This is a genomic window from Microbispora amethystogenes (genome assembly GCF_016863015.1).
Classification (GTDB): domain Bacteria; phylum Actinomycetota; class Actinomycetes; order Streptosporangiales; family Streptosporangiaceae; genus Microbispora; species Microbispora amethystogenes.
On record NZ_BOOB01000009.1, the window covers coordinates 42,162 to 67,725 of the forward strand.

The following is a 25,564-nucleotide window of genomic DNA, read 5'->3' on the forward strand; positions in this document are numbered from 1 at the left end:
CGGTTCCGGCGGTCCCGGGACAGCCCGATGCGCGGCCCGCCGGCTCCGCACGGGCGACAACCCGCCTTTATCAGGGGTCCTCCGATCTCGGCCGCCGCATGCTGGAGGACCGATCCGGCCGATAGGACCGACCGGCCGTCGGACGGCACATGTGAACGAGGAGGCCCCGGTCATGACCTGTGCTCGGAACGGACGAGGAGGAGCGACATCGGCCCGAGGGGCCATCGCTCTCGTCCTCACCCTTGTGTTGTCCTCCTGCGCCTCGGAGGAGCACGGCCCGTCGCCCGCCGCGTCGGCGTCCGCGGTGGCCTTACCCGAGATCACAGTCCCGGCGACCGGCGAATCGGAGACCACGGAATCGGAGGCCACGGAGACGGAGACGCCCGAGGACGACGAGACCGAGGACGACGACAGCGAGGACGGCGAGACCGGGGAGACGAGCCTGGCGGGTGGCAGTTACGAGGTGACGATCACGGGCGCCGCCGGGCAGGCGGACTTCGAGCGCGAGGGGACGGTGCGCGTGCTGGACACGATCTCCGAGGTCGGCACGACGAACGAGGTCAACGTCGTGGACGTCTGCCTGGTCTCGGGCTTCCCGGCGGCTCAGCCGGAGGCCGGCGCCATCTGGCTCGGCAGCAACTCCGGGTGCGATCCGGATGCCTCCGCCGCCCACATCGACCTGGCGTACGTCGAGACGGACGGCCGGACGGTCACCGTACGGCCGGACGAGCGGGTGGCCGCCACGCTCGGCAACAACTTCACGGCGGGATCCGGCCTGGCGGCGGGGCTCTACGCCCCGGTGTCGGGGCAGATGTCGATCACGATCGACGACGACGGCGACCTCTCGGGCACCGTCGACATCGTGGGGTACGGCGGTGCGGGCTTCGGAGAGATCCGCTACCAGGCGGAGATCAGCGGCCACCGCGCCTGACCGCCCGTCGCGGTGCTTCCGCGCCCGGCCACCGGCGCGCCGGGACGGCCCGCGTCAGTGTTGGGAGGCCTCGTACCAGAGGTAGGGGATCGACCAGTCCCAGTGCTCGGCCTCGCTCATCTCCCGTACCGGGTCGGGCTCGTGCGACCACAGTACGGCGCCGGGGACGCCGAACTGGGCGGCCCAGTATCGCCCGAGCCGTACGAATCCCCGGCCGAGAGCGCAGGCCATCCGCTTCACCAGTGCGAGCATCACCGGGCACCACTCCTCGTACGCTCTGGCACGCCACTGCTTGTTACCCAGACCACCATGGATCCGGAAATAAAGATTTAATCTGGTCGATTCCTCGAAGTAAATGGTCAGACGACCTCATGGTGGTCTCAGGCGCCGAGCAGTTCGTGCAGGCCCCAGCCGTCGGCGTCCTCCACCACCCGCAGCGCCAGCTCCGCGCGACCGGCCATGTCGAGCGGTGTGACACCGGCGACCGCGTGGCCGTGCGCGAGCCGGTCGAGCGCGGCCCCGACGAGTGGCCCCGCCGTCCGTACGGTCGATGGCAGCGCGATCGAACGCGTCGATCCGCCATGCAGCACGATGGTGCGCTGCCGGTAGAGACGACGGAAGCAGCCGCGCAGGTAACGTTCAACGCGGCCCAGCGTCACGGACGGCGCGGCCGTCAGTTCGCGCATCCGCCCGAGGGCCGCTGCTGTGACCGGGTCGTCCACGTGGACGACCGGATCGGCGGCCAGCCACCGCACCATACGCCGTACCCGTTCCCGGTTGTTGCCGCCGATCGCGTCGAGGTCGCGTTCCCAGCCGGTGACTGACCTCCTCCCTCGACAACCAATGGGGCGACTTGCTCGCCACTTGTGCGGCGGGTAGTGCACTGTCGGTCTTGAGCCTCCGCAGCAGCGACTCGCGTGTTTACCAGGCCAGGGAGCCCTGCGAGAGCACGTGGCTTCCCACCCAGTCGGCCGCCTCCACGGCTTCGCGCAGCGCGAGTACGGTGCCCACGTCCCACAGCCGCCGATGCCAGGGCGGAGTCGCCCGGAAGGGCCTCTCCCCATCGCCTTTTCTGGGGGTTGTGCGGCATCCAGTTCGGCTGATCAAGGGCCTGTCGTCACAGTTTCCGCACAACTCGCCCACTCTCTGTGATCGAATCTGCTTCGGCACTTCGTACGGCTGTGTCCCTGCGATGCTTCCGGTTCTCGTCCGAGGGCAGTGAAGCCCCGGCGTCCGCGTATCGTTCTCGAAACGCGAGTGACTGGAGGTGCCGATGCGGCTGGAGGCCGTCTTCTTCGACGTCGGGGAGACCCTCGTGGACGAGACCCGGGAGTACGGCACCTGGGCTGACTGGCTCGGGGTGCCACGCCACACCTTCTCCGCCGTGTTCGGCGCCGTCATCGCCCGCGGCGGGGACTACCGGGAGACCTTCCAGCACTTCCGGCCAGGGTTCGACCTCCACGCCGAGCGGGAGCGCCGGGCCAGGGAGGGGCACGCCGAGACGTTCGGCGAGGAGAACCTCTACCCCGACGCGCGGCCGTGCCTCGCCGAACTGCGGGAGATGGGGTTGCGCGTCGGGCTCGCCGGCAACCAGACCTCCCGCGCCGAAAGCATCCTGCGTACCCTCGGCCTGCCCGTGGACGTGATCGGCACCTCCGACGGCTGGGGCGTGGAGAAGCCCGCCCCGGCCTTCTTCGAGCGCGTGGTGGCGGAGGCCGGCTGCCCCGCGGAGTCGGTTCTCTACGTGGGCGACCGGCTCGACAACGACATCCGGCCCGCCCAGCGGGCCGGGCTGCCCACCGCCCTCGTACGGCGGGGCCCCTGGGGCCACGTCCTCCGGGACGAGGCGGTGACCCGGGCGTGCCTGTTCCAGGTCGACTCGCTCGACGAGTTACCCGCCCTGGTCCGCAAGCACAACGGCGACTGACGGCTCAGCCCGCCTCGGTGAGGTCGATCGAAGAGGCCAGTTCGGCGGCCACGGCGCGGAGGTTGCGGACGACCTGCCGGTCACGCGTGGCGGGCCAGGCGACGACGGTCTCGGCCCGGTCGCCGGCCAGGGGCACGAACACCACACCCGTACGCCTGAGGCTGTGCGCCGACCGGGCGAGCCGGGTCACGCCCACTCCGGCGGCGACCAGGCCGAGCAGGCTCGGCACGCCGTCGGCCCGCTGCGCCACCCTGGGCTCGAAGCCGGCCGCGCGGAAGTCGTCGTCGTACTTGCGGTGCCAGGGCGGCCAGGACTCGCGCGACGTGAGCACCCAGGGTTCGGCGGCCAGATCGGCGAGCCGTAGCCCGGCCCGTCCGGCGAGCGGGTGGCCGGTCGGCAGGACCGCGCAGACGGGCTCGGAGACCAGCGCCTCGGTCTCCAGATCGTCCACGAGCGGCGGACGGGTGAACGCCGCGTCGTACCGGTCCTCGCGCAGGCCCGCCACGAGGTCGGCGATGCCGACGGCCTCGGCGGTGAGCTCGACGTCCGGGTACCGCTTCCGGAACGCGCGGACGACCGGCGGCATCATGTAGTTCGCGGTGGAGGCGAGGAAGGCCAGGCGGAGCCTGCCGGTCTCCCCCCGCACGGCGCGGCGGGCGGCCTGCAGCGCGGTGTCGGCCCGGTCCAGGACCGCGCGTGCCTCGGGCAGGAAGACGCGGCCGATCTCGGTCAGGCGGGTGCCGCGGGTGTCGCGGTCGAACAGGCGTGCGCCGAGGGCGTGTTCGAGCGCCGCGATCTGCTGTGACAGCGACTGCTGCGCGATGTGCAGCTCCCGCGCGGCGACGGTGAAGCTCAGATGCTCGGCCACGGCGACGAAGTACCGCAGATGGCGCAGCTCGGGGGTCACAGGCTCTGACTGTAACCGCCGCAGGGAACCTGTGTTGGCCGTGCCGGTCCCGCGCGGCCCAGAGTGGTCCCACTGATCACGACACGAGGAGTGGGACCATGACCGGACGGGTGTGGCTGATCACCGGATGCTCGGCGGGTTTCGGCCGGGAGCTGGCCCAAGCCGCCCTGGCGGCGGGGGACCGGGTGATGGCGACCGCCCGGCGCGTCGAGACGCTGGCAAAACTGGTGGAGACGGGCGGCGACCGTGTGCGCGTCGCCGGGCTGGACGTCACCGACGCGGCGTCGATCGGCGCGGCGGTGGCCGACGCCCTGTCCGCCTTCGGCCGGATCGACGTGGTGGTGAACAACGCCGGTCATGGCTCGGTGGGAGCCGTGGAGGAACTGTCGATGAGCGACCTGCGCGCGCTGATGGAGGTCATGTTCTTCGGGGCGACGGCCGTGACCAAGGAGGTCCTGCCGCATCTGCGCCGGCAGGGGAGCGGCACGATCGTGCAGATGAGCTCGATGGGCGGGCAGCTCAGCATGCCGGGGTTCGGCGCCTACTGCGCCGCCAAGTTCGCCCTGGAAGGGCTGTCGGAGGCGCTCGCCGCCGAGGTCGCGCCCTTCGGCGTACGGGTGCTCATCGTGGAACCGGGGGCGTTCCGCACCGAGTTCGGCGGACACCGCATGCACCGCTCGGAGCCCATCGACGCCTACCGGGTGTCCACGGGGGCGACCAGGGCCTCCGTGGACGGGATGGACGGCACCCAGCCGGGAGATCCGGCCAGGGCCGCGCAGGCGATCCTCGAGGTCCTCGGCCACGACGATCCTCCGCTGCGGCTCGCCCTCGGCGACGACGCGGTGGATGCCATCCGGGCCCACCACGAGATGCTGCGCGGCGACCTGGACCGCTGGGAGAAGCTCAGCCGGGCGACGAGCCTCGAAGGTTCCCGGGGCGACGGCTGATCCTGGCCGGCGCGGGCCATGGTCACATCGTGAGCTCGGGGAGCCTGGCGCGGCCGAGGTCCGTGAGCCGTTCGCCGAGTTGCCGCGTCGCCGCCGCGGGCGGCAGCGCGTCCAGCACCCCGCGGACGCGCTCGTGGCCGACGGCGTACCAGCATTCCTCCAGCGCGTCGACGGCCCGCCTGAGGTGCTCGGTGGCCTGGTCGCCGTCGGCCGGGGCGTGTGCGGCGGCGAGGTCGGCGAACAGCACCGAGCGTTGTTTGCCGCCGTTCGGGCCGAGGTGGTCGAGAGCGGTGCGCAACCGGCGGGCCGCCTCCTCGTACTGGCCGGCGGTGAGCGCGCTGTATCCGGCGAAGCCGTCGAGCCGGGCGCGCTCGAAGAAGTCGAGCCAGGGAGGGTCTTCCCCCCTCGTGTCGATCATCTGGTCGGCCCGGTCGATGTGCTTCATGCACTCCTTGGGCTCGCCGCACCGGGCGGTGATCTCCGAGGCGACGCAGTGGAGCCACGCCCTGGTCAGCGGGCCGACGCCGTGCCAGGCGTGCGCGAACGCCGCGTCGAGTAACCCCAGGGCGTCGGAGCGGCGGCCGCCGAAGCCGGGGACGAACGCCGCGTGGGCGAGCACGGCGGCGGCGAGCGGATGGTCTCCGCACTCCCGCGTCGCCGACAGGGCCAGCCGGAACAGCCGCGCGGCCGTATGGCATTCCTCCAGATCGAAGAAGGCCACCCTGCCGGACAGCAGGGCCGAGCGCGCGGCCGCCTCGGCGAGCGTCTGCCGCACCGCTCCCTCCGGGGCGGCGCGCAGCAGGCTCGTGCCGAGCCGGGTGTGGGCGACCGACGCCTGGAAGATCTCCTCCGGGGGCGAGGTCCAGTAGAGCGCGGCCTGCCGGTCGACGACCCGGGCGAACGCCTCGGCCGACTCGGCGTCGACCCCGCGCCCGCGTTCCACCGCCGCCGGGAGACGTTCGCCGCCCTCGCCGAGGAGCGGGGCGAGCACGCCCGCGCCGAAGAGGTTCCGCAGGAACGTGGAACGGTCGATGCCGTCTGCGGTGATCATGCTCAGCAGCCTCCCAATCTCGTCCACCACCTCCGTCACCGGCCGCATGGCCATCTCGTCGGGGGTGAGCAGTCCCAGTTCGCTCGCGGACATACCGAAAATCGTCACGAGATGCTTGCGGTAGCGCGGGTCCGGCCACCGCTCGCCGGTCTCCCACCGGCGGACGGTGTTCGCCGTCAGGCCCGTGTCCTTCTCCCCGCACGACCGCATGGCCGTACGGATGCGTTCGCACACTTCCTCGTAGGACCACCCGCGCTGCAGGCGTTCCCATGCGAGCCGGCGATTCGGCGGATGACGGTGGCTGGCCGGCATGTCGCACCCCTCCTCGCATGACCGCTTCTCGCGCGACCACGTGCACGCTGCGTCGGCGTGACACGCTGACACTACGGGAGTTTCCGTGTTCGCGCGGCTACTGGCTGTGATTGGACGTCCCCTGGCTGATACCGCCGCCCTCGCGGACGCGCTTGACTTGGCCCACTTCCGCGAGCAGCCGTTGGAGATGGGTGACATGACCACGTTGGAGGACATCGCGCGGGTCCACACCGGCTGGATCATCTGGCGGTCGGACGCCGGCCGCTGGTGGGCCACCAGGCGCGGGGCGGTCGACCTGGAAGCCATCCGGAGGGGGTGCGCGATGACGCTCGACGCCGACGACCCCGAGGGCCTCGCCGCCGCCCTGACCGCCCAGGAGGAGGTGACCGCCGAAATCGTCGCAGACCTCGCCCCCATCCCCGCGGACTCCGCCCCCACCGGGTGATCACAAGGCGCGGTCAGCGGCCGTGCCGGAGGCGGTCCCTTATGTAGTCGACGACGTGGGCCGCGCAGGCGCCGTTGTTGGCGCCTGCACGATCGGTGACGGTGAACTCCGCCGGCGACGGGCACGACGACCCGCCCCAACTGCACCGGCGTTCTCCCCCTTCGTGCCCGGGCGGTAGTCGCCCGCCTCCCAGAACTTGATCTGCAACAGGTCCATCCGCCCAGTCCTCCGCTTGTCCTGACACCTTTGCTCAGACAAGGAGATCGGAGCGAAGGGCCTCTGCCTGGAGGATGCGCTCGATCTCCTTCTCGTCCGCATTGTGTCCCGTCTGCCGACGCAGTTCCTTCCGTACGGCGCCGAGGAGTGGAAGGTGAGAGCGGGGGGCTTTGTTGACATCGGTAGTCGTAAGAGAGAGCATTGCTCTCGAAACGGAGCGATGTCTCTAACTCTGCTTGCCGATGGAGCCCCCCATGAACGCGGTCCTGCCTGCTCGTGCCCGGTTGACTGGGCTGTCCTTTCTCGTGGCCGGAATTCTGTTCCTCCTCTATCCGCTGGTGCGGCCGTACGGGGACGAGACGGCGCTGTCCGGGGCCGCGACGATGGCGTCGCCCGCCTGGGTCGCGGCGCACCTGTTCGGAATGGTCGGTTTCGTCCTGCTCGCGCTGGGGACTCTCGGCCTCTACCTGGTGCTCGACCGGCCCCTCGCCCTGCGGGCGGCGGTGGTGACCTGGATCGGGGCCGGGCTCACCCTGCCGTACTACGGCGCGGAGGACTTCGGGCTGCACGTCATCGGCGCGCGGGCCGTGCGGGACGGCGACGTCACGCTGCTGGCGCTGGTGGACGAGTTCCGCTTCGGTCCGGTGGCGATCACGATGTTCGCGGCCGGGCTCGTGCTGCTCGGCGCCGGCGCCGTCCTGGCCGCCGTCGCCGCCGGACGGTCAGGCGTCCTGCCCCGGTGGAGCGGCGCCCCGATGGCCGTGGGGATGGCGCTGTTCATCCCCCAGTTCTTCGGTTCGCCGGCGGTGCGGATCGCCCACGGCCTGCTGCTGGCGATCGGGGGCGTCTGGCTCGCGGTCGCCCTGCGGCGGGCGAGCCGATCATGATCGAATGGTTGTTCTAATACAATGGAGTCATGACGGCTTTTCAGGCCTCACTGCTGGACTGGGGCGAGGATGTTCACATGGGACCGCTCGGCGCCTCGGTGCGGCGCACTCCGCTGGAGCGCGGCGCCTGGGTCGACGTGCGGCGGCACTGGGTCCAGGGCGCAGACGCGCTCTTCGAGCGGCTGCGCGACGGGGTCCCGTGGCACGCCGAGCGCGTCCACATGTACGACAGGGTCGTGGACGTGCCCCGGCTGCTGAAGTTCTACGACGAGGGCGAGGAGCTGCCCGACCCGGTGCTGGCCGAGGCCAGGGATCTGCTCAACGCCCACTACGAGCAGGAACTCGGTGAGCGGTTCGTGACAGCGGGCATGTGCCTCTACCGCGACGGCCGGGACAGCGTCGCCTGGCACGGCGACACGATCGGGCGCGGGAGCGTGGAGGACACGATGGTCGCGATCCTGTCGTTCGGCACGCCGCGCCCGCTGCTGCTGCGCCCGCGCGGCGGGGGCACCGCGCTGCGTCACGAACTGGGCCACGGCGACCTCATCGTCATGGGCGGAAGCTGCCAGCGCACCTGGGAGCACGCGGTCCCGAAGTCGGCCACGGTGACCGGCGCCCGGATCAGCGTGCAGTTCCGCCCCCGGGGCGTCCGCTGACGGGTGCCCCCTTCCCCGCCGGCGGCGGCCCTGTAGCGTGGAGATCGTGTTCCTCCGGGTCGAGATCGACGGCCGCCCACCCACGGCCGAGGCGCTATGGCATCCCGCACTCGTCAACTACGGCCACTTCACCGCCCTGCAGGTCAGGAACGGCCGCACCCGGGGGCTCGGCCTGCACCTCGCCCGGCTCGACGCCGCGAACCGTGAGCTCTTCGGCGCCGGCCTCGACGGCGACCTGGTGCGCGAGCGTGTCCGGCACGCCCTGGCCGACGACACGCGCGACGCCTCGGTGCGGGTGGTGGCCTACTGCCCGGAGGACCGGGGTGCGGTGAGCCTCCTCGTCGCCGTGCTGCCGCCCGCGCCCCCGCCGTCCGGGTGGCAGAGCCTGAAGCCGGTGCCGTACGAGCGGCCCGTCGCGCACGTCAAGCACGTCGGTGGGTTCGGCCAGCTCTACCACCGGAAGGTCGCCGAGCGCGAGGGCTTCGACGACGTCCTGCTCACCGGTCCGGACGGCACCGTCGCCGAGGGCGGCGTCACCAACATCGGCTTCTTCGACGGCTCGTCCGTCCTGTGGCCCGACGCGCCCAGCCTCGGCGGCGTCACCATGGCACTGCTGGAGGACCGCCTCCCGGCGGCCGGAATCGGGTCGCGGCGCGGGCCGGTGCGGCTGGCCGACCTGCCGGCGTACCGGTCGGTCTTCGTGGCCAACTCCCGCGGCGTCGCGCCCGTCGGGCGGATCGGCGACGTCACCCTCCCCGTGGACGACGACTTCGCCCGGACGCTGTCCGAGGTGTACGAGTCGGTTCCCTGGGACCCGATCTAGGGCGGGCGGCCCCCAGGGGTGGGCGGCCGTCGACACGTGCGGTTTCCTGGTAGTCCTGGAGAAGGCGCCGGTGAAGGACCGGTCCCGGCCGCACGAGCGAAAGGTCACGGATGATCCCGCACCCCTACGTCCCCGCCCCCGCCCGGTACGACGACATGCCGTACCGGCGCAGCGGAAGGAGCGGCGTGCTGCTTCCCGAGATCTCCCTCGGCCTGTGGCACAACTTCGGCGACGGACACGCGTTCGACGTGCAGCGCGCCGTCCTGCGCCGCGCCTTCGACCTCGGCGTCACCCACTTCGACCTGGCCAACAACTACGGCCCGCCGTACGGCTCGGCGGAGGAGAACTTCGGCCGCCACCTGCGGGCCGACTTCCGGCCCTACCGCGACGAGCTGTTCGTCTCGACCAAGGCGGGCTACGACATGTGGCCGGGCCCGTACGGCGAGTGGGGGTCGCGCAAGTATCTGCTGGCGAGCCTCGACCGGTCGCTGAGCCGGATGGGCCTCGACTACGTCGACGTGTTCTACTCCCACCGCCCCGACCCGGACACGCCGATCGAGGAGACGATGGGCGCCCTCGACACGGCGGTGCGCTCGGGCAAGGCGCTCTACGTGGGCATCTCGAACTACTCGGCGGAGGAGACCGAGCGGGCCGCCGCCGTGCTGCGCGACCTCGGCACCCCGCTCCTGATCCACCAGCCGCGCTACTCGATGCTCGACCGCTGGGTGGAGGACGGGCTGCTCGACGTCCTGGAGCGGTCCGGGGCGGGCTGCATCGCCTACTCGCCGCTGGCGCAGGGCCTGCTGACCGGGCGCTACCTCGACGGTGAGGTGCCGGCGGACTCGCGGATGGCGATCGGCCACTTCCTCACCCGCGACCGGCTCACCCCCAGGCTGCTGGACACCCTGCGCGGCCTCGACAAGATCGCCCAGGCGCGCGGCCAGTCGCTCGCGCAGCTCGCGCTGTCGTGGATCCTGCGCGACCGGCGGGTCACGTCCGTGCTGGTCGGAGCCAGCTCGGTGGAGCAGTTCGAGCAGAACGCCGCCGCCCTGGCCGCGCCGCCGCTCACCCCGGAGGAGCTGGCCGACATCGAGAACCTGCTGCGCTAGTCGACCTCGGCGCTGCCGTTCACCCGGAGCTTGCGGCGGGCCCGGTCGTAGAAGGTCGTCGTCCCGAGCCGCACCACGCGGGCCGCGGCGCGCAGCGCCGTCACGGTGAGCCGGTCGCCCGGGCACAGGTGGCCGCCGATGGTGCCGTCGACCTCCATCGCGAGCTGTCCGCTCGTGGGGAGCACGTCGAGCGTCACCTCCTCGTCGGCGGACAGCACGAGCGCCCGGTTGAACGCCGTGTGCGCGGCGGCCGGGACGACGATGAAGCCCTCGACGGTGGGGGAGACGATCGGGCCGCCGGCCGAGAAGCTGTACGCCGTCGACCCGGTGGCGGTGGAGACGATCACCGCGTCGGCGGCGTACCGGACGAACGGCTCGCCGTAGACCGAGACGGACACGGCCGCGAGCCCGTCGCCGGGGATGCGGACGAGGGCGATGTCGTTGAAGGCGGTCACGGTCCGGCCGTCGGGGAGGGCCGCCCGGACCGCCATGCGCGGCTCGACCGTGTACCTGTGCTCGTCGATCGCCGACAGCGCGGGCGCGAGGTCAGCGACGTCGATCTCGGCGAGGAAGCCGAGCCGGCCCAGGTTGACGCCGAGGACGGGCGTCGGCCGCCCGGCGATCAGGCGCATGGTGCGCAGCATCGTCCCGTCGCCGCCGAGGCTGACCAGCAGGTCGGCCTGCCGCACCAGCGTCTGGGCGTCCACCGCGACCGCGCTGCAGTCGATGCGCCCGACCTCGTCGGGCAGGCCCAGCACCGGGCAGCCCCGGTTGCGCGCCCACTCGACGATGGTGTCGATGGCCTCCTTCGAGTCACGCTCGGGGTGCAGGACGAGACCGACGGTGCTGACCATGCCCATGCCCCTCACTGTACGGGGCGTGCGGGCCCTTACCGCCCGTCGTCCCGGGGCGCCTGGGTGATGGGCAGGACGACCCGGAACCGGGTGTCCCCGGGCGCGGACTCCACCCGGATGTCCCCGTGGTGCTTGTTCACGACGATCCGATAGGAGATGTCCAGGCCCAGGCCGGTGCCCTCGCCGACGGGCTTGGTGGTGAAGAACGGCTCGAAGATGCGGGGCCGGACCTCCGGCGGGATGCCGGGCCCGGTGTCGCCGATCTCGGCGATCAGGTGCCCGTCCTTCCGCCAGGTGCGGATGGTGAGCGTGCCCTCGCCGTCCATCGCGCAGAGCGCGTTGTCGATCAGGTTCGTCCACACCTGGTTCAGCTCCGCCGCGTACGCCGGGATCGGCGGCAGCGACCGGTCGTACTCCTTGACCGTGCGCACGCCCTGCGGGATCTTGCCGTGGAGCATGGTCAGCGTGGCGTCGAGCAGGTCGTGCACGTCGACCGTCTGGTACGGGGCCCGGTCGAGCTGGGAGTACTGCTTCGCCGCGCCGACCAGGCTGGAGATCCGGTTCACCGCGTCGTCGATCTCGCCCATCAGCAGCTCGGTGTCGATGGTGTAGGTGAGCCACCGCACCGCCGGCTCCCGGTTCTCCTCGCCCACCGCGCCAGCGATCTGGTCGAGCCACTCCACGTCGACGCCCCCGGCCACCAGCGTGGCCGCGAGGTCCCAGCCGCCGACGATGTCGTGGTCGTCCAGCCAGTCGGCGATGGCGTCCTCGGCGTCGGAGCGCGCCAGCGGGGACAGCTCGGGGGCGGACGCGGCGCGCTTCACCGCGTCCTCCTGGAGCTCCACCAGATCGTGCAACTGGCTGCCGTCCAGCCGCCCGTCGGCGATCATGGCGAGCTTCTGCCGCATGCCCGCCACCCGCCCGCGCAGCGCGGACGTGGCCCGCACGGCGGCGGCAGCAGGGTTGTTCAGCTCGTGCGTCAGCCCGGCCGACAGCGAGCCGAGCGCGAGCAGCCGCTCCCGCTCGCCCACGACCGTCTGGGTGGCGCGCATGCCGATGAAGAGCCCCTCCAGCAGGTGCATCGCCATCGGGAACCACTCGCGCACGCACTCGGCGATCACCTCGGCCGGCAGCACGAAGAACCCGGCGTCGGTGACCGCGCGCAGCGAGTTCAGGTAGAGCTGGTGCTGCTCGCCGCTGAGGTACGCCTGGGTGGCGCCGCCGTACACACCGCGCTGGGAGGTGCGGCTCACCTCGACCTCGTCGCCCTGCACCCGCCTGCTCATCGCGACCGTGCCGCTGAGCAGTACGAAGAAGCAGGTGGCGGGCTCGCCCTCGCCGTAGACGAGAGTGCCGGCGGCGCGCGTCTCCACCCGGCCCGCCGCCGACAGGGCGGAGAGCTGGCCGTCGTCCAGCGACTCGAAGAGGAACAGCGTGCGCAACTCCTGCAGCGGCAGCGTCTCTGTCATCTGCGTCTCTGTCATCTGCGTCTCTGTCATCTGCGTCCCGGTCGTCGGCGTCTCTGTCATCGGCCCTCCAGGTAGCGGTGGACGAGCGAGACCGCCATCGCGCCCTCGCCCACGGCTGAGGCGACGCGCTTGACCGAGCCCGCCCGCACGTCGCCGGCGGCGAAGACGCCCGGCATGCTCGACTCCAGGTGATAGGGGTCTCTGGACGGCGCCCACCCGGCCGGGCGGAGTCCGTCGGCGAGCAGGTCGGAGCCGGTCAGCACGTATCCGTTGCCGTCGCGGGCCACCACGTCGCCGAGCCAGTCGGTGCGCGGCTCGGCGCCGATGAAGACGAACAGCCACGACGTCGGCACCGTGGCGACCCGGCCGGACCTCCGGTCGCACAGGGTCAGCCGCTCCAGGTGGTCGCGTCCCTCGCCGCCCACGACCTCGGTGTTCGGGTGGACCTCGATGTTCGCGATCCCCTCGATCTGGTCGATGAGATAGCGCGACATCGACCGGGTGAGGTCGTCGCCCCGGATAAGGATGTGCACCCTCCGGGCGAAGCGGGAGAAGTACACCGCCCCCTGGCCCGCGGAGTTGGCCCCGCCGACGATGTAGATCTCCTCGCCGGAGCAGTTCGGGGCCTCGATGGCGGCCGAGCCGTAGAAGACGCCGCGGCCGGTCAGGTCGGCGAGGCCGGGGGCGTCCAGGAGGCGGTACGACACGCCCGTGGCCAGCACCACCGTGTGCGCCGCGACGGCAGTGTCGTCGGAGAACCGGAGCAGCGTGACCGGGTCCTGCCGTTCGAGGCCGACGACCTCGCGGGTGGTGAGCATCTCGGCGTTGAACTTCTGGGCCTGCCGGCGGGCGCGGTCGGTGAGCTGGGCGCCCGAGACGCCGTCGGGGAAGCCCAGGTAGTTCTCGATCCGGCTGCTCTGCCCGGCCTGGCCGCCGGTCGCCCGCTGCTCCACCAGCAGGGTCCGCAGGCCCTCGGAGGCGCCGTACACCGCCGCGCCGAGCCCGGCCGGGCCCCCGCCGATCACGGCGAGGTCGTAGAGGTCGGAGGCGGGGGTGGTGGCCATGCCGACGTGCGCGGCGAGGTCGGTCTCCGTGGGCCGGGCCAGGGCCTTGCCGTCCGTGGTGATCACGACCGGCACGTCGGCCTCGCCCAGGCCGGCCGCGGCGAGCAGCCGCGCGCCCTCGGCCTCGTCCGCCCGCAGCCAGCGGTACGGCACGAGGTTGCGGGCCAGGAAGTCGCGCACCGCGAACGACCGCGCCGACCAGCGGTGCCCGACGACCTTGGTCTCCGGCATCGTCACGGCGGGAGTGGTGAGCCACGCCTCCAGCAGCGCGTCCAGCACCGGGTAGAGCTTCTCCTCCGGCGGGTTCCACGGCTTGAGCAGGTAGTGGTCGAGATCCACGATGTTGATCGCGTTGATGGCCGCGTCCGTGTCGGCGTACGCGGTGAGCAACACGCGACGGGCCAGCGGGAAGACGTCCATGGCGGCCTCGAGGAACTCGATGCCGTTCATCCCGGGCATCCGGTAGTCGGCCAGGAGCACGGCGACCTGCTCGCCGCGCAGTTTGATCTCCCGCAGCGCGTCCAGCGCGGTGGACCCGGACTCCGCCCGGATCACGCGGTAGCGGTCGCCGTACCGGCGGCGTAGGTCGCGCGCCACCGAACGCGAGACAGAGGGATCGTCGTCGACGGTGAGGATCGCGGCGTTCTGCACCTCTCCACGGTACTGGCGATGGGCAAAATCCGGTTCGTCCCCGGTGGGCCATAGGTCCCATGCCGCGAGGACGTTCGCCGCTCGCCCCGTTCGGTGGGTATGACGAAGTCTGAGGAGGGACGGGAAGGAATACACCATGCCCATGACCGTCCGGGACGTCATGAACAGGTTCGTGGTCGCGGTCGAGGCGGACGCCTCGTTCGGCGAGGTGGTGACTGCGATGTGCCGGTTCCACGTCGGAGCGGTCCCCGTCGTGGACGGCGACCGGCGGGTGCTCGGCATGGTCAGCGAGGACGACCTGCTGCTCAAGGACATGGACCGGCGGATGGGCGACCTGCTCTTCGAGGGGCCCTCGCGCCACCGGGAGCGGAGGAAGGCGGCCGGCCGGCGGGTCCGCGATCTCATGAGCACTCCCGCGATCACGGTCACCGAGGACACCCCGGTGCGGCAGGCGGCCTGGCTCATGCACCGGAACCGGATCAAGGACCTCCCGGTGGTGGACGCGGTCACGGGGCGGATCACCGGGCTGGTCCGCAAGTCCGACCTGATCAGGGTGTTCTGCCGCTCCTCGGAGGACATCCGCGAGGATGTCCTCGACGTGATCGGGCCCTGCACGGGGCGGTGCTCCCTGCGGGTCGAGGACGGGATCGTCTACCTGGAGGGCAGCGTGGAGCGGCGGTCCCAGCTGAGGGCGCTGCTGGAGGCCGTCTGGCGTGTCGACGGCGTGGTCGACGTCGACTCCGAGGTCTCGTACGAGGTCGACGACCTGGGCCGGGTGATCCCGCCCGTCACCCGTCCATGAGCAGGACGGCCGCCCCCTCCACCCGGTCGGCGGCGAGGTCGGCCAGCGCCCGGCCGGCGGCCGCGAAGGGGTAGGGCGTGGTCGTGACCCGGGGGTGGTGGAGGGACGCCAGCCGGAGGAACTCCCGGCCGTCCTCGCGGGTGTTGGCCGTGACGCTGCGCAGCGTGCGCTCCTGGAACAGATGGCGCTGGTAGTTCAGCACCGGGATGTCGGTCAGGTGGATCCCGGCGACCGCGAGCGTCCCGCCCCGGTCGAGCGCGGCGAGGGCGACCGGCACGAGGTCGCCCACCGGCGCGAAAAGGATGGCCGCGTCCAGGGGCTCCGGCGGCGGGTCGGCGCTGCCCCCGGCGGAGGCCGCGCCCAGCCGGAGCGCGAGGTCGCGGGCCGCCGCCGACCTCGTCATCACGTGCACCGTCGCGCCCTCGGCGATCGCGATCTGCGCGGTCAGGTGCGCCGAGGCGCCGAAGCCGTAGATCCCGAGCCGGCCGCCCGGCGGCAGATCGGCGCGGGCCAGCGCCCGGTATCCGATGATCCCCGCGCACAGCAGCGGCGCCAGCGTCTCGGCCGGGACGTCCTCCGGCAACGGGTAGACGTACGCGGCGGGGGCGGTCAGCAGTTCGGCGTAGCCGCCGTCGGCGTCCCAGCCCGTGTAGGCGGACGCGGGACACAGGTTCTCCGCGCCCCGCAGGCAGTAGCGGCACCGGCCGCAGGTCGAGCGCAGCCACGCCACGCCCACCCGCGAACCGGGCGGCGGTCCCGCCGTGTCCGGGCCCAGGGCCGCGACCCGCCCCACCACCTCGTGCCCGGGCACCGTACGGGGGCGTCTCGGGGGGAGATCGCCCTCGGCGAGGTGCAGGTCGGTGCGGCAGACCGCGCACACCTCGACGCGGATCAGCAGTTCCCCCGATCTGGGCACGGGGTCCGGCAGTTCGGCCCGCTCCAGGGGCCGCGTCGCGACCGGCCCCGGCCGGGCCACCACCCAGGCGTCCATGGCTATCCGTGCTGGATACGCCGGCCGCTGATCTCGACCGGCTCGATCCGGATGTAGAGGGCGCGTTCGCCGCCCGCCCAGGTCTCGACCTCCTTGTGCACGTCGCCGGTCACGTGGTGGGCCCCGCCGCGGACGAGCACGCTCCAGCCCTCCCGCGTCCTCTCGTCGATGCGGTCGACCTCGAAGGCGACCATGAAGTCGGCCCCGTTGACGCCCGTGCGCAGGTCGGCGTCCATCGGGCCGCCGAGCGCCGTGCGGAACAGCACCGCGCCCTGCTCCACCGTGTAGTTGACCGGCAGGATCACCGGGCCGCCGGGGTGGGTGAAGGCGATCCTGCCCACGCCCCCGGGGGAGATCAGCCGCAGGCAGTCGTCGCGGTCCAGCTTCTCCAGGTGCGGCAGGCCGGCGGGTGCGGTGTTCTCACTCATGCGTTCCTCTTCTTCACAGTCGGTTCGTACTGCCTCGTTCGGCGCGCGACCGGCAACGCGATCAGCAACGCGGCCGGCACCAGACCAGCATTCCGCACCGGGGGCCGGCGGCGGCACCGCCGTCCGTCACGTTCCGGGGGACGAAAGGCCCTTGGCCGCGTCTCCTCCCTTGGCCGTCGTTTGCCGTAATCCCTCCTTTAGTCGCATGCCCCAGATGGGCACCACCGTCACGTGGCTCCCGCCGGGGGAGTGCCACGGAGAGAGGCCCCACGGAAAGGACACTGTGATGAGACCGGACGGACGACCGCACGCCGATCGCCTGGCGAGGCCCTGATGGAGGTGCTGAGCGGCCGCGTGCTCCTGCGCTCCGCCGACCGGGCCGCGAGCCGCCGCTTCTACCGGGACGTCCTGGGCCTGGCGGTGAGCCGGGAGTTCGGGCCGGCCGAGGACCCCGGGGTGGTGTTCTTCCTCGGGGCCGGATTCCTGGAGATCTCCCCGCACGGCGGCGGCGGGCGGGAGAGCCCGGCGCTGTGGCTGCAGGTCCGCGACGTCCGGGCGGAGCACGACCGGCTGGCCGCCGCGGGGGTGCGGGTGTCGCACCCGCCACGGCTGGAACCGTGGGGGCTGGTGGAGATGTGGATCGAGGATCCCGACGGTCTGCCGATCGTGCTCGTCGAGATCCCCGAGGGTCATCCGCTGCGGCGCGATCCCCGTTCCTTCACCCCGCATCCCACCTGACCAGGATGAGTGTGATCGGGTCTCACCTCGCCGTAGGCTTCTACTGGGAGACGGTAGCCTTAATTTCCTACCGGATTCGTGGGAGAATCGGGCGATGAGTACCTGGCCATGTGAGACGCCGACCACCGCCGCCGTCATGGCCGCGCGCTGGGTGAGGTCGGCGGCCGTCGACGACGCCCTCGGACGGCACTGGCTGGCCAATCCCGACCCCCGGGGCCGGTCGGCGGGCGCGGGGAGCACCTCCTCCCTGTACGCGGGGGCGGCCGGCGTCGTGCTGTTCTTCCTGGAGGCCGCCGCCGCCACGGGTGACCGGACGTACCTGGACGACGCGCTCGCGGGGGCGCGCCGGCTCGCCGCGACGTGGCGGGAGCAGCGCGACCCGACCTTCTACCACGGCCGGGCGGGGATGCTCTTCGCGATGGCCGAGACCGGCTGGGCGACCGGCGACGAGGAGGTCCACGAGGCGGCCCACGCCGTCGCCGACGGCCTGGTGCGCGATGTCCGCCGGTTCGACGACGGCGCCGGCTGGACCGGGGACCCGGCGCTGCGCGGCGACGGGGGCATCGTGCTCGCGCTGCTGCACGCCTCGGGCCTTCTCGGGGTGTCGGCGTACGAGGAGGTGGCCGTCGAGGCGGGCGGGCGCGTCGCGGCCCTCGCCGTGCCCGGTCACCGCTTCGGCGGGAACGCCTTCCCCGACCTGCCCGTGGACGCCGTCACGCCGGGGTTCCTGTCGGGGACGGCGGGCGCCGCGTTCCTGCTCGCCCGGCTGCACGGTGTGACCCGCGACGCGCGGTTCCTCACGGCGGCCCGCCGGGGGGCCGACTTCGTCCGCACGGTCAGCGTGGTCACCGACAGGTGCGCCCGCGTCCCGCACCACCTGCCGCAGGGGCGCCGCCTCCACTACCTCGGCTTTTGCTCCGGCGCGGCCGGGGTGGCCCGGATGTTCCACGAGCTGCACCGCGTCACCGGCGACCCCGGCGACCTGGACTGGGTGGAGCGTCTCGCCCACGGGATCGTGCAGAGCGGGCTGCCGGAGCACACCCCACCGGGTCACTGGGACGTGGCCTGCCTGTGCTGCGGTACGGCCGGGCTGCTGGAGCTGTTCACCGGCCTGTACGCCGCCACCGGGCGGGAGCCGTACCTCGCCTTCGCCCGCACCCTCGCCGCCGACCTCATCGGACGCGCGGCCGGGGACGAGGAGGACGGCTTCCGCTGGTACCAGGCGTACCGCCGGCTGCGTCCGGAGGAGTTCACCGCCGACACCGGCTACATGGTCGGCGCCGCCGGGATCGGGACCGCGCTCCTGCACCTCGCCGCCACCGAGGACGCCGCCCGGGACGCCGCCTCGGGCACAACGGGGGGTTCGGCAGAGTATTCGGCAGGGGGCGGCCCGCGCCGTCTGATCCTCCTGCCGGACAACCCGTTCCCGGCGATCCCGGTCCCCGCCGCCGTCCTGCGCGAGGGCGACGCCTGATCTCAGGGCCGCCGCCGGAACGGGGCGAGCGTGGCGCGCACGAGATCGGCGGCGCCCCAGTCGGGGTCGAACTGGGCGATCACGGCCAGGTGCTGGCGCAGCTGGAGGATCGGCATGCGTTCGCGCCAGTCGCGGTCGAGCCCGGTCAGCTCGGCGTACAGCTCGAAGAACACGTGCGCCTCGGGCGGCGGCGCCGTCGTCCACAGGTGGGCCAGGTCGACCTCGGCCCACGTGTACGACACGGCCGGGTCGATCAGCGCGGGCCGCCCGCCGGGGGTGGCCATGACGTTCTGCGCCCACAGGTCGCCGTGCGTCAGGCACGCGGGCCCGGCCGGCAGCAGCTCGGGCAGCCGGTCGCACAGCCGCTCCAGCGCCGCCCGGTCCGCGGCGCCGAGCGCCTCCTGGACGCGACGCTCGCCGAGCCAGCGCAGCAGACGGTGCCGGGCGAAGAACTCGTGCCCGTCGTCGTCCCAGGTGTTGACCTGCCGGCGACGGCCGAGCCAGTTGTCCCGATGCCACCCGAACCGGGAGTGCCGCGTGGTGGTGTGCAGGTGGGCGAGCGCGTGCGCGAGCTGCTCCCAGAAGGCCTCCGTGCCCGGCCGGGGCCGCAGCACGGACAGGACGAGCAGGTCGCGGTCCGCGAGGATGATCTCGGGCGTGGCGACGCCGCCCGTCTCGCGGAGCACGGTGAGCCCTTCGGCCTCCGCGGCGAAGGCGTCGTCCGACGGCGGCTCGCCGAACGCCTTGACGAACACCGGCGTGCCGTCACCGCGGCGCGCGAGCCCCGCGATCGCGGCGAGACCTCCGGTGGCCGGCTCGACCGCGACGACGTCGGTCAGACCGGCCGCGTGCAGGCGTTCGAGCAGGAGGGACGTCGCGTCTGTCACGGGTGTGCTCCTGTCTGCCGGCCGGCGCGGACGAGAGGACTTTCATCCCGGCCCGCCGTTCAGGTGAAATTTTCACCCACGTGGTCCGTGTCCACGCAGGTCGGCAGAGCGGCCCCTCCGCCACCTTTGACTGAACCGGTCGAGTTCACGACGCTTCGCTGCGGTCTTCTCACTCCGCGCGCCGGAGGGGCGCGCCGCCGGTCCGGACCCGTTCGACGGGTGGGGAGGCACGACCGGTGACGCGAGCGCCCCGACGGCGGAGCGGGCGACACGGAAGGACGGACCATGCGACGCAGAGGCGTCATCCTCACCGTTCTCGGCCTCGTGGCCGCGGGCGGGCTCGCCTTGGGACACACGACGGCGGCCGAGGCCGCCGTGGCGTGCAAGGTGACCTACACAGCCAGCGAGTGGCAGGGCGGCATGTCCGCCAATCTCAGCATCCAGAACCTGGGTGATCCGGTTAACAACTGGACGCTCACGTTCACGTTCCCGAACAGCGGCCAGAAGGTCACGCAGGGCTGGTCGGCGACCTGGAGCCAGTCGGGCAGCGCCGTGACGGCGACCGCGCTCGACTGGAACAGGTCCCTGGCCGCCGGCGCGTCGACGAGCGCCGGCTTCAACGGCACCTGGTCCGGGAGCAACCCGGCGCCGTCCGACTTCAAGCTGAACGGCGTCTCCTGCAACGGCACCCCGCAGTCGCCCTCGGCGTCCCCGTCGGCGTCCCCCTCGGCTTCGCCCACGCGGTCGCCCAGCCCCTCACCGAGTCCGTCACCGAGTCCGTCACCGAGTCCGTCACCGAGTCCGTCACCGAGTCCGTCACCCAGTCCGTCGCCCTCCGCCAGCCCCTCGGCGTCGCCCAGCCCGCAGACGGGCGTGGCGCCGAAGCTGAAGGTGTCGGGCAACACGATCGTGAACGCCTCGACCGGAGCGGCATACCGGCTGCTGGGGGTCAACCGCTCGGGCGGCGAGTTCATGTGCGTCCAGGGGCGCGGCATCTGGGACGGCCCGGTCGACAACGCGGCGATCGACGTGATGAAGACCTGGAAGGTCAGGGCCGTCCGCATCCCGCTGAACGAGGAGTGCTGGCTCGGCCTGAGCAACATCCAGGCGTCGTACGGCGGCGCCGCCTACCAGAACGAGGTCAGGTCGTACGTCGACCGGCTCGTGGCCAAGGGCATCACCCCGATCGTCGAGATGCACTGGAACTACGGCCAGTACACCGGCAACTCCTCCGGCTGCTCCGACGTGCACGCCTCCTGCCAGAAGCCGATGCCGGACGCGCAGTACGCGCCGCAGTTCTGGACCGGGGTCGCCAACGCCTTCAAGGGCCGGGACGAGGTCGTGTTCGACCTGTTCAACGAGCCGTACCCGGAGCGGGCGACCGGTGGCGCGACGTCCGGATGGACCTGCTGGCGGGACGGCGGCACCTGCCCCGGCATCTCCTACCAGGTCGCGGGGTTCCAGTCGCTGGTGAACACCGTCCGGGCCACCGGCGCGACGAACATCATCCTGCTGGGCGGCCTGGCCTACTCCAACGACCTGACGCAGTGGCTGCAGTACAAGCCCACGGACTCCCGCAACAACCTGGCCGCCGCGTGGCACGTGTACAACTTCAACTCCTGCGTCAGCGCCTCGTGCTGGGACAGCCAGCTCGCGCCGGTGGCCGCCCAGGTTCCGCTGGTCGCCGGGGAGATCGGGGAGAACACGTGCTCCCACGGGTTCATCGACCAGGTCATGAACTGGTTCGACGCCAAGGGACTGTCCTACCTCGGCTGGACCTGGAACACCTGGGACTGCTCCACCGGGCCGTCCCTGATCAGTGACTACAACGGGACCCCGACCGGGTTCGGGGCCGGACTGCGATCCCGCCTGCTGTCGTCCTGATCTTCTCTCGTAACTCGCGTGCCCTCCTCCCGCTCCGGCCCCCTGGGAGGAGGGCACGTCCATGTCTGACTTTGCCACGTAATGGGGTGTTCATCCAGAAGGTAAAACTTTCGTCCTTAATGTCGAGACTTGGGGTCTTCCTGGTTTAGTGTCCGGTTACCCAACCGTGACCAGTCAGGAGATCCCCCATTTCCAGCTACGCGGACCCCCATGAGCAGCACGCGACCGCCGTCTCCCTCGCGGCGGTCTCCCTCCCCGCCCACGCCGCCGAGGCGGCCGAAGCTCCGGCCGTTCCCGAGGTCGGCTGTCCCACGGCCGACGGCCGGACGGTGCTCTACACCGGCAAGACGACCGCGTCCTACTTCTGGGACGACGGCTCGGGCATCAACGGCGACACCGGAGCCCCCGCGTCGGGCGAGCCGATGCAGAAGGGCCTCGCGGCCAGCCCGAGCTGGCCCATGGGCACCAAGGGCTATGTGATCTACCAGGGCAAGAAGGCCGACTTCTTCGTCGGCGACCGCGGCCCCGGCGTTCCCTCCAGCAACGGGGTCATGCTCGACCTCGACGGCAAGACGTTCGCCGACCTCACCGGCGGCACCTGGGACAGCGGCTCGCTCACCGTCGAGGGCGCGGGCGGGCTCGGCCACATCCCCGTGAAGTACGTCATCACCGAGTGGGGCGAGGGGCGCGGCAAGACGGGCGCGCCCAAGCCGTTCTCCACCGGCGCGTACGGCGTGCGGGACAAGGCGGCGCCGCCGCCGCCCTGCCCGACCGCGGCCCCCGCCCCCTCCGATGCGTCCAATGCCGCCTCCGGGGCCTCCGAGGAGTCGCAGACCACCGCCTCCACGCAGGCTGCCAAGGAGGCCCCGGCACAGAAGTCGGCTCAGGAGTCGGCTTCTCCCGCCGCCCAGGCCGAGGCCGCTGCGGCGGCCATGGCCCCCTTCGCCGGCGGGCAGGACGCCGCGGGTGGCGCGCCCCCGGCCGCGCGGGCGGACGGAGCCGAGACCCCGGCGGCCGCCGCCACGACCGGTACGGCGTCGGTCCAGGCGGTCACCCCCGTGTCCGCCACCGGCGATCCGTCCGGCCGCGACGACGCCGCTCCGGCTGTCTCCGCCGCGATCGTCGTGTGCGCGCTCGTCGCGGTGAGCGCGAAAGTGGTGCACAGCCGGGTCACCCGCCGTTCGAGCGGCGACGAGGCCCGATAGAGACTGGGGCGGGAGGGGCGGGGTCTACCTTTTACGGCCCCGGAGCGCTCCCGCGACCCGGTTGAACACCCGGTCCCACTCGGAGCCGAACGGGTTGTCCTGCACGAGATAGGTCCAGGTCGCCGTGGGCCGCTTCAGGCCCTGGTCAGCGAGATCCCGGGTGACGTCGGCCTTCTCGAAGGTCTCCCGGGAACGCCGTTCGACCTCGTCCAGCATCGCCCGGTAGGCGGGGACGGCCTCGCGGTTGAACTCGTCGAGCGGGTTGAGCCGCCCGAGCGCGCGCAGGTGGATGCCCTCGCGCAGGTCGGACAGGAAGCCGAGGTGCTCGGTCCAGCACTGGTCGAGGTGGTAGAGCACGATCTGCCGGGCGGCCCGCTCGACCACCTCCTCGCCCGCCGTCTCGCACAGCTCGCGGTAGCGCTCCGGGCAGGCCGACTCCAGCGCCCGCGCCCCGGTGTCGCCGCGCAGGACCCGGTCGCGCTGTTCGAGCACCTCCGCCCGCTGGCGCTCCAGCAGCCGGGTGTACCGCCACGTGTTGCGGTGGATCTCCAGGTTCACGCCCTCGGCCACCCGCTGGGCGTGCGCCACGAGCGCGTGCGCCTCCGGTTTCCGTACGGCGCCGTCGGCGTCGGCGGGCGGCAGCGACTGGTCCGGCGCGTAGACCGTCAGGAGCGGGTCCTGGCCGCTGACGAAGAACACCGAGCCGCCCGGGTCGCCCTGCCGCCCGGCCCGGCCCCGGAGCTGGTCGTCCAGCCTGCTGCTGTCGTGCCTGCCGGTGCCGATGACGTAGAGGCCGCCCAGCGAGGCGACCTCTTCCTCATCGCCGGGCTCCTCCTCGCCGGGGCCGCCCGCGCCGAGCCGGATGTCGGTGCCGCGCCCGGCCATCTGGGTGGAGACCGTGAGGGCCCAGCGCCGTCCGGCCCGCGCGATGATCTGCGCCTCCTCGGCGTCGTTCTTCGCGTTCAGGACGGTCGCGGAGAGACCTCTGGCCGCGAGGGCCTCGGCCAGGCGCTCGGACTCGGCGACGTCGAGCGTGCCGACGAGGATCGGCTGCCCGGTGGCGTGCCGGGTCTCGATCTCGTCCAGCAGCGCCCCCTCCTTGTCCTCCGCGGTCGCGAAGATCCGGTCGGGCTCGTCCACCCGTACGCAGGGCCGGTTGGGCGGGACGACCACGACGGAGAGGTCGTAGAACTCGCGGAGCTGCTCGCCCACGGCGACGGCGGTGCCGGTCATGCCGCACACGCGGGGATAGCGGTGGACGAGACCCTGCACGGTGATCGAGTCGAGGATCTCGCCGGTCTCCGACGCCTGCAGGTGCTCCTTGGCCTCCACGGCGGCCTGCAGCCCGTCCGGCCAGCGCTGCAGCGCCGCGACCCGGCCGCGTGAGGTGTTGACGAGCTCGACCTTGCCGTCCCTGACGATGTAGTCGACGTCCCGGGTGAGCAGCGTGTGGGCGTGCAGCGCGAGGTTGACCTGCGTCACCACGCCGGGGTGTTCGTAGATGTCGACGCCGAGGGCCTTCTCGACCGTGTCGATGCCCTTGGGGGTGAGGAAGACGGCCCGGCCCTCCTCGTCGATCGTGTAGTGGTAGCCGCGCGACAGCCGCCGTACGAGGGCCGCCATCTCGGGCAGGGCCGTGCCCGCGTCGGCCGCGCCGGCCAGCACCAGGGGCACCCGGGCCTCGTCCACCAGCACCGAGTCGGCCTCGTCGACGAGCGCGACCTCCGGGGCCGGCACGACCAGCTCGGCCGGGTCGGTGCACAGCCGGTCGCGCAGCACGTCGAAGCCGAGCTCGCTCACCGCCGCGTACGTGACGTCGCACGCGTACGCCTTCCTGCGCTCCTCCGGCGTGGAGGTCTCGGCGACCCATCCGGCCGTCAGGCCCAGCGTCTCGTACAGCGGGCCCATCCACTCGGCGTCGCGGCGGGCGAGGTAGTCGTTGACCGAGACCACGTGGACCCGGGCGCCGCGCAGCGCGTACCCGGCCGCCGCCATGGCCCCGACCAGCGTCTTGCCCTCGCCGGTGGCCATCTGCGCGACGTGGCCCTCCAGCAGCGCCAGCATGCCCGCGAGCTGCACGTCGTACGGCCGCTGGCCGAGCGCGCGGCGGGCCGCCTCCCGCATCACCGCGCAGAAGTCGGCGGTGCCGACCCAGGCCGGGTCGACGACGGCGGGGCGCAGCTCGTCGCGCCGGCCGGCCTCGGCCTCACGCCCGGCCGCCTCCGCCGCGATCCGCTGGAAGGGGGCGAGATCGACGCTTCCCGGCTTCTCCAGGAACCGCCTGATCCATCGACCTACCCGCGTCACATCCGCTCCAACGACTCTTGGGTCCGACTGGTTCCACATGCCCGGTTCATGGTCCCACTATCGGGGCGCGCGACAGGTGAGCGTACCTGACACTCCCTGACAGGTACGCGCGGCAGCATGGCCGTATGACAACGATCGCGAAGCTCATCGCCGTGACCATGGACTGCGCCGAGCCGAAGAGGCTCGCCGACTTCTACTCCCAGATCACCGGGATGCCGGTGCAGTATGCCGAAGACGAGTACGCCGGCATCGGCGACGACACGACGGCCATCTACTTCCAGCGGGTGCCCGACTGGAAGGCGCCGTCCTGGCCCGGCGCGGACAAGCAGTTCCACCTCGACTTCCGGGTGCCCGACGTGGCCAGGGCCGTGGAGGAGTACGTCGCGCTCGGAGCGTCCAAGCCGGAGTTCCAGCCAGGCGACTGGGTCGTGCTCGCCGACCCCGAGGGTCACCTTTTCTGCGTCTGTCCCGAGAGGTCCTGAAGCGGGCCCAGTGGTCCTGAAGCGGGCGCAGTGTGGCCGACTCTCCTGACGATGCAAGAAGCGTGATTACATCGCGTGATCGTATCTAGTCTCTCCGTGATCGATTCCTGGCGGGCG

General features: G+C 72.2%; 25 protein-coding genes and 1 pseudogene. 15 read left to right on the plus strand and 11 right to left on the minus strand.

All coding sequences use genetic code 11. The annotated features are described in order from the left end of the window. Window positions 1-172 precede the first annotated feature (172 nt). The gene (locus tag Mam01_RS06020; protein ID WP_204284425.1) at window positions 173-931 is read left to right on the plus strand and encodes a hypothetical protein; all 759 of its coding nucleotides are present in this window, start codon (window positions 173-175) and stop codon (window positions 929-931) included. Between the two features lie 54 nt (window positions 932-985). On the opposite strand, the gene Mam01_RS06025 is transcribed toward Mam01_RS06020, so the two are convergent. Further along, entirely contained in the window at window positions 986-1,183 is a 198-nt protein-coding gene (locus Mam01_RS06025; RefSeq protein ID WP_150935369.1) for a hypothetical protein, read from the minus strand. A 128-nt stretch (window positions 1,184-1,311) separates the two neighbouring features. Further along, complete coding sequence (locus Mam01_RS06030; protein WP_204284426.1) at window positions 1,312-1,689, minus strand: hypothetical protein; 378 nt, start codon at window positions 1,687-1,689, stop codon at window positions 1,312-1,314. 515 nt (window positions 1,690-2,204) lie between these two features. On the opposite strand from Mam01_RS06030, the gene Mam01_RS06035 reads away from it, so the two are divergent. Beyond that, window positions 2,205-2,858: an HAD family hydrolase gene (locus tag Mam01_RS06035; protein WP_204284427.1), complete on the plus strand. Its 654-nt coding sequence runs from the start codon at window positions 2,205-2,207 to the stop codon at window positions 2,856-2,858. 4 nt (window positions 2,859-2,862) lie between these two features. Here the strand turns inward: Mam01_RS06035 and Mam01_RS06040 are convergent, their stop codons facing one another. Beyond that, window positions 2,863-3,765 (minus strand): LysR family transcriptional regulator, encoded by a 903-nt coding sequence (locus Mam01_RS06040; RefSeq protein ID WP_204284428.1) that lies wholly within the window; start codon window positions 3,763-3,765, stop codon window positions 2,863-2,865. Window positions 3,766-3,863: 98 nt separating this feature from the next. Here Mam01_RS06040 and Mam01_RS06045 point away from each other — a divergent pair, with 98 nt between their 5' ends. Beyond that, entirely contained in the window at window positions 3,864-4,712 is an 849-nt protein-coding gene (locus tag Mam01_RS06045; RefSeq protein ID WP_204284429.1) for an oxidoreductase, read from the plus strand. A 22-nt stretch (window positions 4,713-4,734) separates the two neighbouring features. Here the strand turns inward: Mam01_RS06045 and Mam01_RS06050 are convergent, their stop codons facing one another. Continuing rightward, window positions 4,735-6,075: a helix-turn-helix domain-containing protein gene (locus tag Mam01_RS06050; RefSeq protein ID WP_204284430.1), complete on the minus strand. Its 1,341-nt coding sequence runs from the start codon at window positions 6,073-6,075 to the stop codon at window positions 4,735-4,737. Window positions 6,076-6,271: 196 nt separating this feature from the next. Between Mam01_RS06050 and Mam01_RS06055 the strand changes: the two genes are divergently transcribed. From Mam01_RS06055 to mgrA, 5 genes are all read left to right on the plus strand, one after another. After that, window positions 6,272-6,520 (plus strand): hypothetical protein, encoded by a 249-nt coding sequence (locus Mam01_RS06055; protein WP_204284431.1) that lies wholly within the window; start codon window positions 6,272-6,274, stop codon window positions 6,518-6,520. 470 nt (window positions 6,521-6,990) lie between these two features. Continuing rightward, window positions 6,991-7,623, plus strand: a complete 633-nt coding sequence (locus Mam01_RS06060; protein WP_204284432.1) for a hypothetical protein — start codon at window positions 6,991-6,993, stop codon at window positions 7,621-7,623. Window positions 7,624-7,652: 29 nt separating this feature from the next. Then, complete coding sequence (locus tag Mam01_RS06065) at window positions 7,653-8,279, plus strand: alpha-ketoglutarate-dependent dioxygenase AlkB (RefSeq protein ID WP_204284433.1); 627 nt, start codon at window positions 7,653-7,655, stop codon at window positions 8,277-8,279. A gap of 46 nt (window positions 8,280-8,325) precedes the next feature. Next, a complete protein-coding gene (locus Mam01_RS06070) occupies window positions 8,326-9,102 on the plus strand; it encodes an aminotransferase class IV (protein WP_204284434.1) in 777 nt (258 codons plus the stop codon). A 110-nt stretch (window positions 9,103-9,212) separates the two neighbouring features. Next, on the plus strand, window positions 9,213-10,211 hold the full coding sequence (mgrA, locus tag Mam01_RS06075; protein ID WP_204284435.1) for an L-glyceraldehyde 3-phosphate reductase: 999 nt from the start codon (window positions 9,213-9,215) through the stop codon (window positions 10,209-10,211). Here the strand turns inward: mgrA and Mam01_RS06080 are convergent. The 3 genes from Mam01_RS06080 to Mam01_RS06090 are packed head-to-tail and all read right to left on the minus strand — an operon-like array spanning window position 10,208 to window position 14,249. After that, window positions 10,208-11,071 (minus strand): NAD(+)/NADH kinase, encoded by an 864-nt coding sequence (locus tag Mam01_RS06080; RefSeq protein WP_191910251.1) that lies wholly within the window; start codon window positions 11,069-11,071, stop codon window positions 10,208-10,210. The two genes, mgrA and Mam01_RS06080, sit on opposite strands and share 4 nt — an antisense overlap. 29 nt (window positions 11,072-11,100) lie before the next feature. Beyond that, window positions 11,101-12,594 carry an ATP-binding protein gene (locus Mam01_RS06085; RefSeq protein WP_239101063.1) on the minus strand — a complete coding sequence of 498 codons (1,494 nt, stop codon included), beginning with the start codon at window positions 12,592-12,594 and terminating at the stop codon, window positions 11,101-11,103. After that, window positions 12,591-14,249 (minus strand): NAD(P)/FAD-dependent oxidoreductase, encoded by a 1,659-nt coding sequence (locus tag Mam01_RS06090; protein ID WP_239101064.1) that lies wholly within the window; start codon window positions 14,247-14,249, stop codon window positions 12,591-12,593. The genes Mam01_RS06085 and Mam01_RS06090 overlap by 4 nt, the downstream gene beginning before the upstream one ends. Window positions 14,250-14,385: 136 nt before the next feature. On the opposite strand from Mam01_RS06090, the gene Mam01_RS06095 reads away from it, so the two are divergent. Then, entirely contained in the window at window positions 14,386-15,051 is a 666-nt protein-coding gene (locus Mam01_RS06095) for a CBS domain-containing protein (protein ID WP_204284437.1), read from the plus strand. Here the strand turns inward: Mam01_RS06095 and Mam01_RS06100 are convergent. Together Mam01_RS06100 and Mam01_RS06105 are read right to left on the minus strand one after the other, a co-directional pair. Beyond that, window positions 15,038-16,042: a zinc-dependent alcohol dehydrogenase family protein gene (locus Mam01_RS06100; protein WP_204284438.1), complete on the minus strand. Its 1,005-nt coding sequence runs from the start codon at window positions 16,040-16,042 to the stop codon at window positions 15,038-15,040. The two genes, Mam01_RS06095 and Mam01_RS06100, sit on opposite strands and share 14 nt — an antisense overlap. A gap of 2 nt (window positions 16,043-16,044) precedes the next feature. Next, a complete protein-coding gene (locus tag Mam01_RS06105; RefSeq protein WP_204284439.1) occupies window positions 16,045-16,470 on the minus strand; it encodes a pyridoxamine 5'-phosphate oxidase family protein in 426 nt (141 codons plus the stop codon). Between the two features lie 333 nt (window positions 16,471-16,803). Between Mam01_RS06105 and Mam01_RS06110 the strand changes: the two genes are divergently transcribed. Further along, complete coding sequence (locus tag Mam01_RS06110; protein WP_204284440.1) at window positions 16,804-17,208, plus strand: VOC family protein; 405 nt, start codon at window positions 16,804-16,806, stop codon at window positions 17,206-17,208. A 94-nt stretch (window positions 17,209-17,302) separates the two neighbouring features. Continuing rightward, entirely contained in the window at window positions 17,303-18,682 is a 1,380-nt protein-coding gene (locus tag Mam01_RS06115; protein ID WP_204284441.1) for a lanthionine synthetase LanC family protein, read from the plus strand. A gap of 2 nt (window positions 18,683-18,684) precedes the next feature. On the opposite strand, the gene Mam01_RS06120 is transcribed toward Mam01_RS06115, so the two are convergent. Next, window positions 18,685-19,569 (minus strand): fructosamine kinase family protein, encoded by an 885-nt coding sequence (locus tag Mam01_RS06120; RefSeq protein WP_204284442.1) that lies wholly within the window; start codon window positions 19,567-19,569, stop codon window positions 18,685-18,687. A gap of 420 nt (window positions 19,570-19,989) precedes the next feature. On the opposite strand from Mam01_RS06120, the pseudogene Mam01_RS36370 reads away from it, so the two are divergent. The 3 genes and pseudogenes from Mam01_RS36370 to Mam01_RS36380 form a co-directional block, all read left to right on the plus strand. Then, window positions 19,990-20,190: pseudogene (locus tag Mam01_RS36370) on the plus strand (cellulose binding domain-containing protein); the annotation flags it as partial. Window positions 20,191-20,442: 252 nt separating this feature from the next. After that, window positions 20,443-21,453 carry a glycoside hydrolase family 5 protein gene (locus tag Mam01_RS36375; protein ID WP_239101116.1) on the plus strand — a complete coding sequence of 337 codons (1,011 nt, stop codon included), beginning with the start codon at window positions 20,443-20,445 and terminating at the stop codon, window positions 21,451-21,453. Between the two features lie 329 nt (window positions 21,454-21,782). Continuing rightward, on the plus strand, window positions 21,783-22,658 hold the full coding sequence (locus Mam01_RS36380) for a hypothetical protein (protein WP_239101065.1): 876 nt from the start codon (window positions 21,783-21,785) through the stop codon (window positions 22,656-22,658). Between the two features lie 24 nt (window positions 22,659-22,682). Here the strand turns inward: Mam01_RS36380 and secA2 are convergent, their stop codons facing one another. Beyond that, window positions 22,683-24,965: an accessory Sec system translocase SecA2 gene (secA2, locus tag Mam01_RS06135; protein WP_239101066.1), complete on the minus strand. Its 2,283-nt coding sequence runs from the start codon at window positions 24,963-24,965 to the stop codon at window positions 22,683-22,685. Window positions 24,966-25,090: 125 nt separating this feature from the next. Here secA2 and Mam01_RS06140 point away from each other — a divergent pair, with 125 nt between their 5' ends. Beyond that, the gene (locus Mam01_RS06140; protein ID WP_204284445.1) at window positions 25,091-25,447 is read left to right on the plus strand and encodes a VOC family protein; all 357 of its coding nucleotides are present in this window, start codon (window positions 25,091-25,093) and stop codon (window positions 25,445-25,447) included. Window positions 25,448-25,564 lie beyond the last annotated feature (117 nt).

Bases quoted from the DNA above. Each gene is read 5' to 3' on its own strand.
- Mam01_RS06065 (WP_204284433.1), top strand. From the start codon at position 7,653: ATGACGGCTTTTCAGGCCTCACTGCTGGACTGGGGCGAGGATGTTCAC.
- Mam01_RS06060 (WP_204284432.1), top strand. From the start codon at position 6,991: ATGAACGCGGTCCTGCCTGCTCGTGCCCGGTTGACTGGGCTGTCCTTT.
- Mam01_RS06050 (WP_204284430.1), bottom strand. From the start codon at position 6,075: ATGCCGGCCAGCCACCGTCATCCGCCGAATCGCCGGCTCGCATGGGAA.
- Mam01_RS06095 (WP_204284437.1), top strand. From the start codon at position 14,386: ATGCCCATGACCGTCCGGGACGTCATGAACAGGTTCGTGGTCGCGGTC.
- mgrA (WP_204284435.1), top strand. From the start codon at position 9,213: ATGATCCCGCACCCCTACGTCCCCGCCCCCGCCCGGTACGACGACATG.
- Mam01_RS06100 (WP_204284438.1), bottom strand. From the start codon at position 16,042: ATGGACGCCTGGGTGGTGGCCCGGCCGGGGCCGGTCGCGACGCGGCCC.
- Mam01_RS06115 (WP_204284441.1), top strand. From the start codon at position 17,303: ATGAGTACCTGGCCATGTGAGACGCCGACCACCGCCGCCGTCATGGCC.
- Mam01_RS06140 (WP_204284445.1), top strand. From the start codon at position 25,091: ATGACAACGATCGCGAAGCTCATCGCCGTGACCATGGACTGCGCCGAG.
- Mam01_RS06045 (WP_204284429.1), top strand. From the start codon at position 3,864: ATGACCGGACGGGTGTGGCTGATCACCGGATGCTCGGCGGGTTTCGGC.
- Mam01_RS06030 (WP_204284426.1), bottom strand. From the start codon at position 1,689: ATGGTGCGGTGGCTGGCCGCCGATCCGGTCGTCCACGTGGACGACCCG.
- Mam01_RS06110 (WP_204284440.1), top strand. From the start codon at position 16,804: ATGGAGGTGCTGAGCGGCCGCGTGCTCCTGCGCTCCGCCGACCGGGCC.
- Mam01_RS06020 (WP_204284425.1), top strand. From the start codon at position 173: ATGACCTGTGCTCGGAACGGACGAGGAGGAGCGACATCGGCCCGAGGG.
- Mam01_RS06035 (WP_204284427.1), top strand. From the start codon at position 2,205: ATGCGGCTGGAGGCCGTCTTCTTCGACGTCGGGGAGACCCTCGTGGAC.
- Mam01_RS06105 (WP_204284439.1), bottom strand. From the start codon at position 16,470: ATGAGTGAGAACACCGCACCCGCCGGCCTGCCGCACCTGGAGAAGCTG.
- Mam01_RS06025 (WP_150935369.1), bottom strand. From the start codon at position 1,183: ATGCTCGCACTGGTGAAGCGGATGGCCTGCGCTCTCGGCCGGGGATTC.
- Mam01_RS06080 (WP_191910251.1), bottom strand. From the start codon at position 11,071: ATGGGCATGGTCAGCACCGTCGGTCTCGTCCTGCACCCCGAGCGTGAC.
- Mam01_RS06085 (WP_239101063.1), bottom strand. From the start codon at position 12,594: ATGACAGAGACGCCGACGACCGGGACGCAGATGACAGAGACGCAGATG.
- Mam01_RS06055 (WP_204284431.1), top strand. From the start codon at position 6,272: ATGACCACGTTGGAGGACATCGCGCGGGTCCACACCGGCTGGATCATC.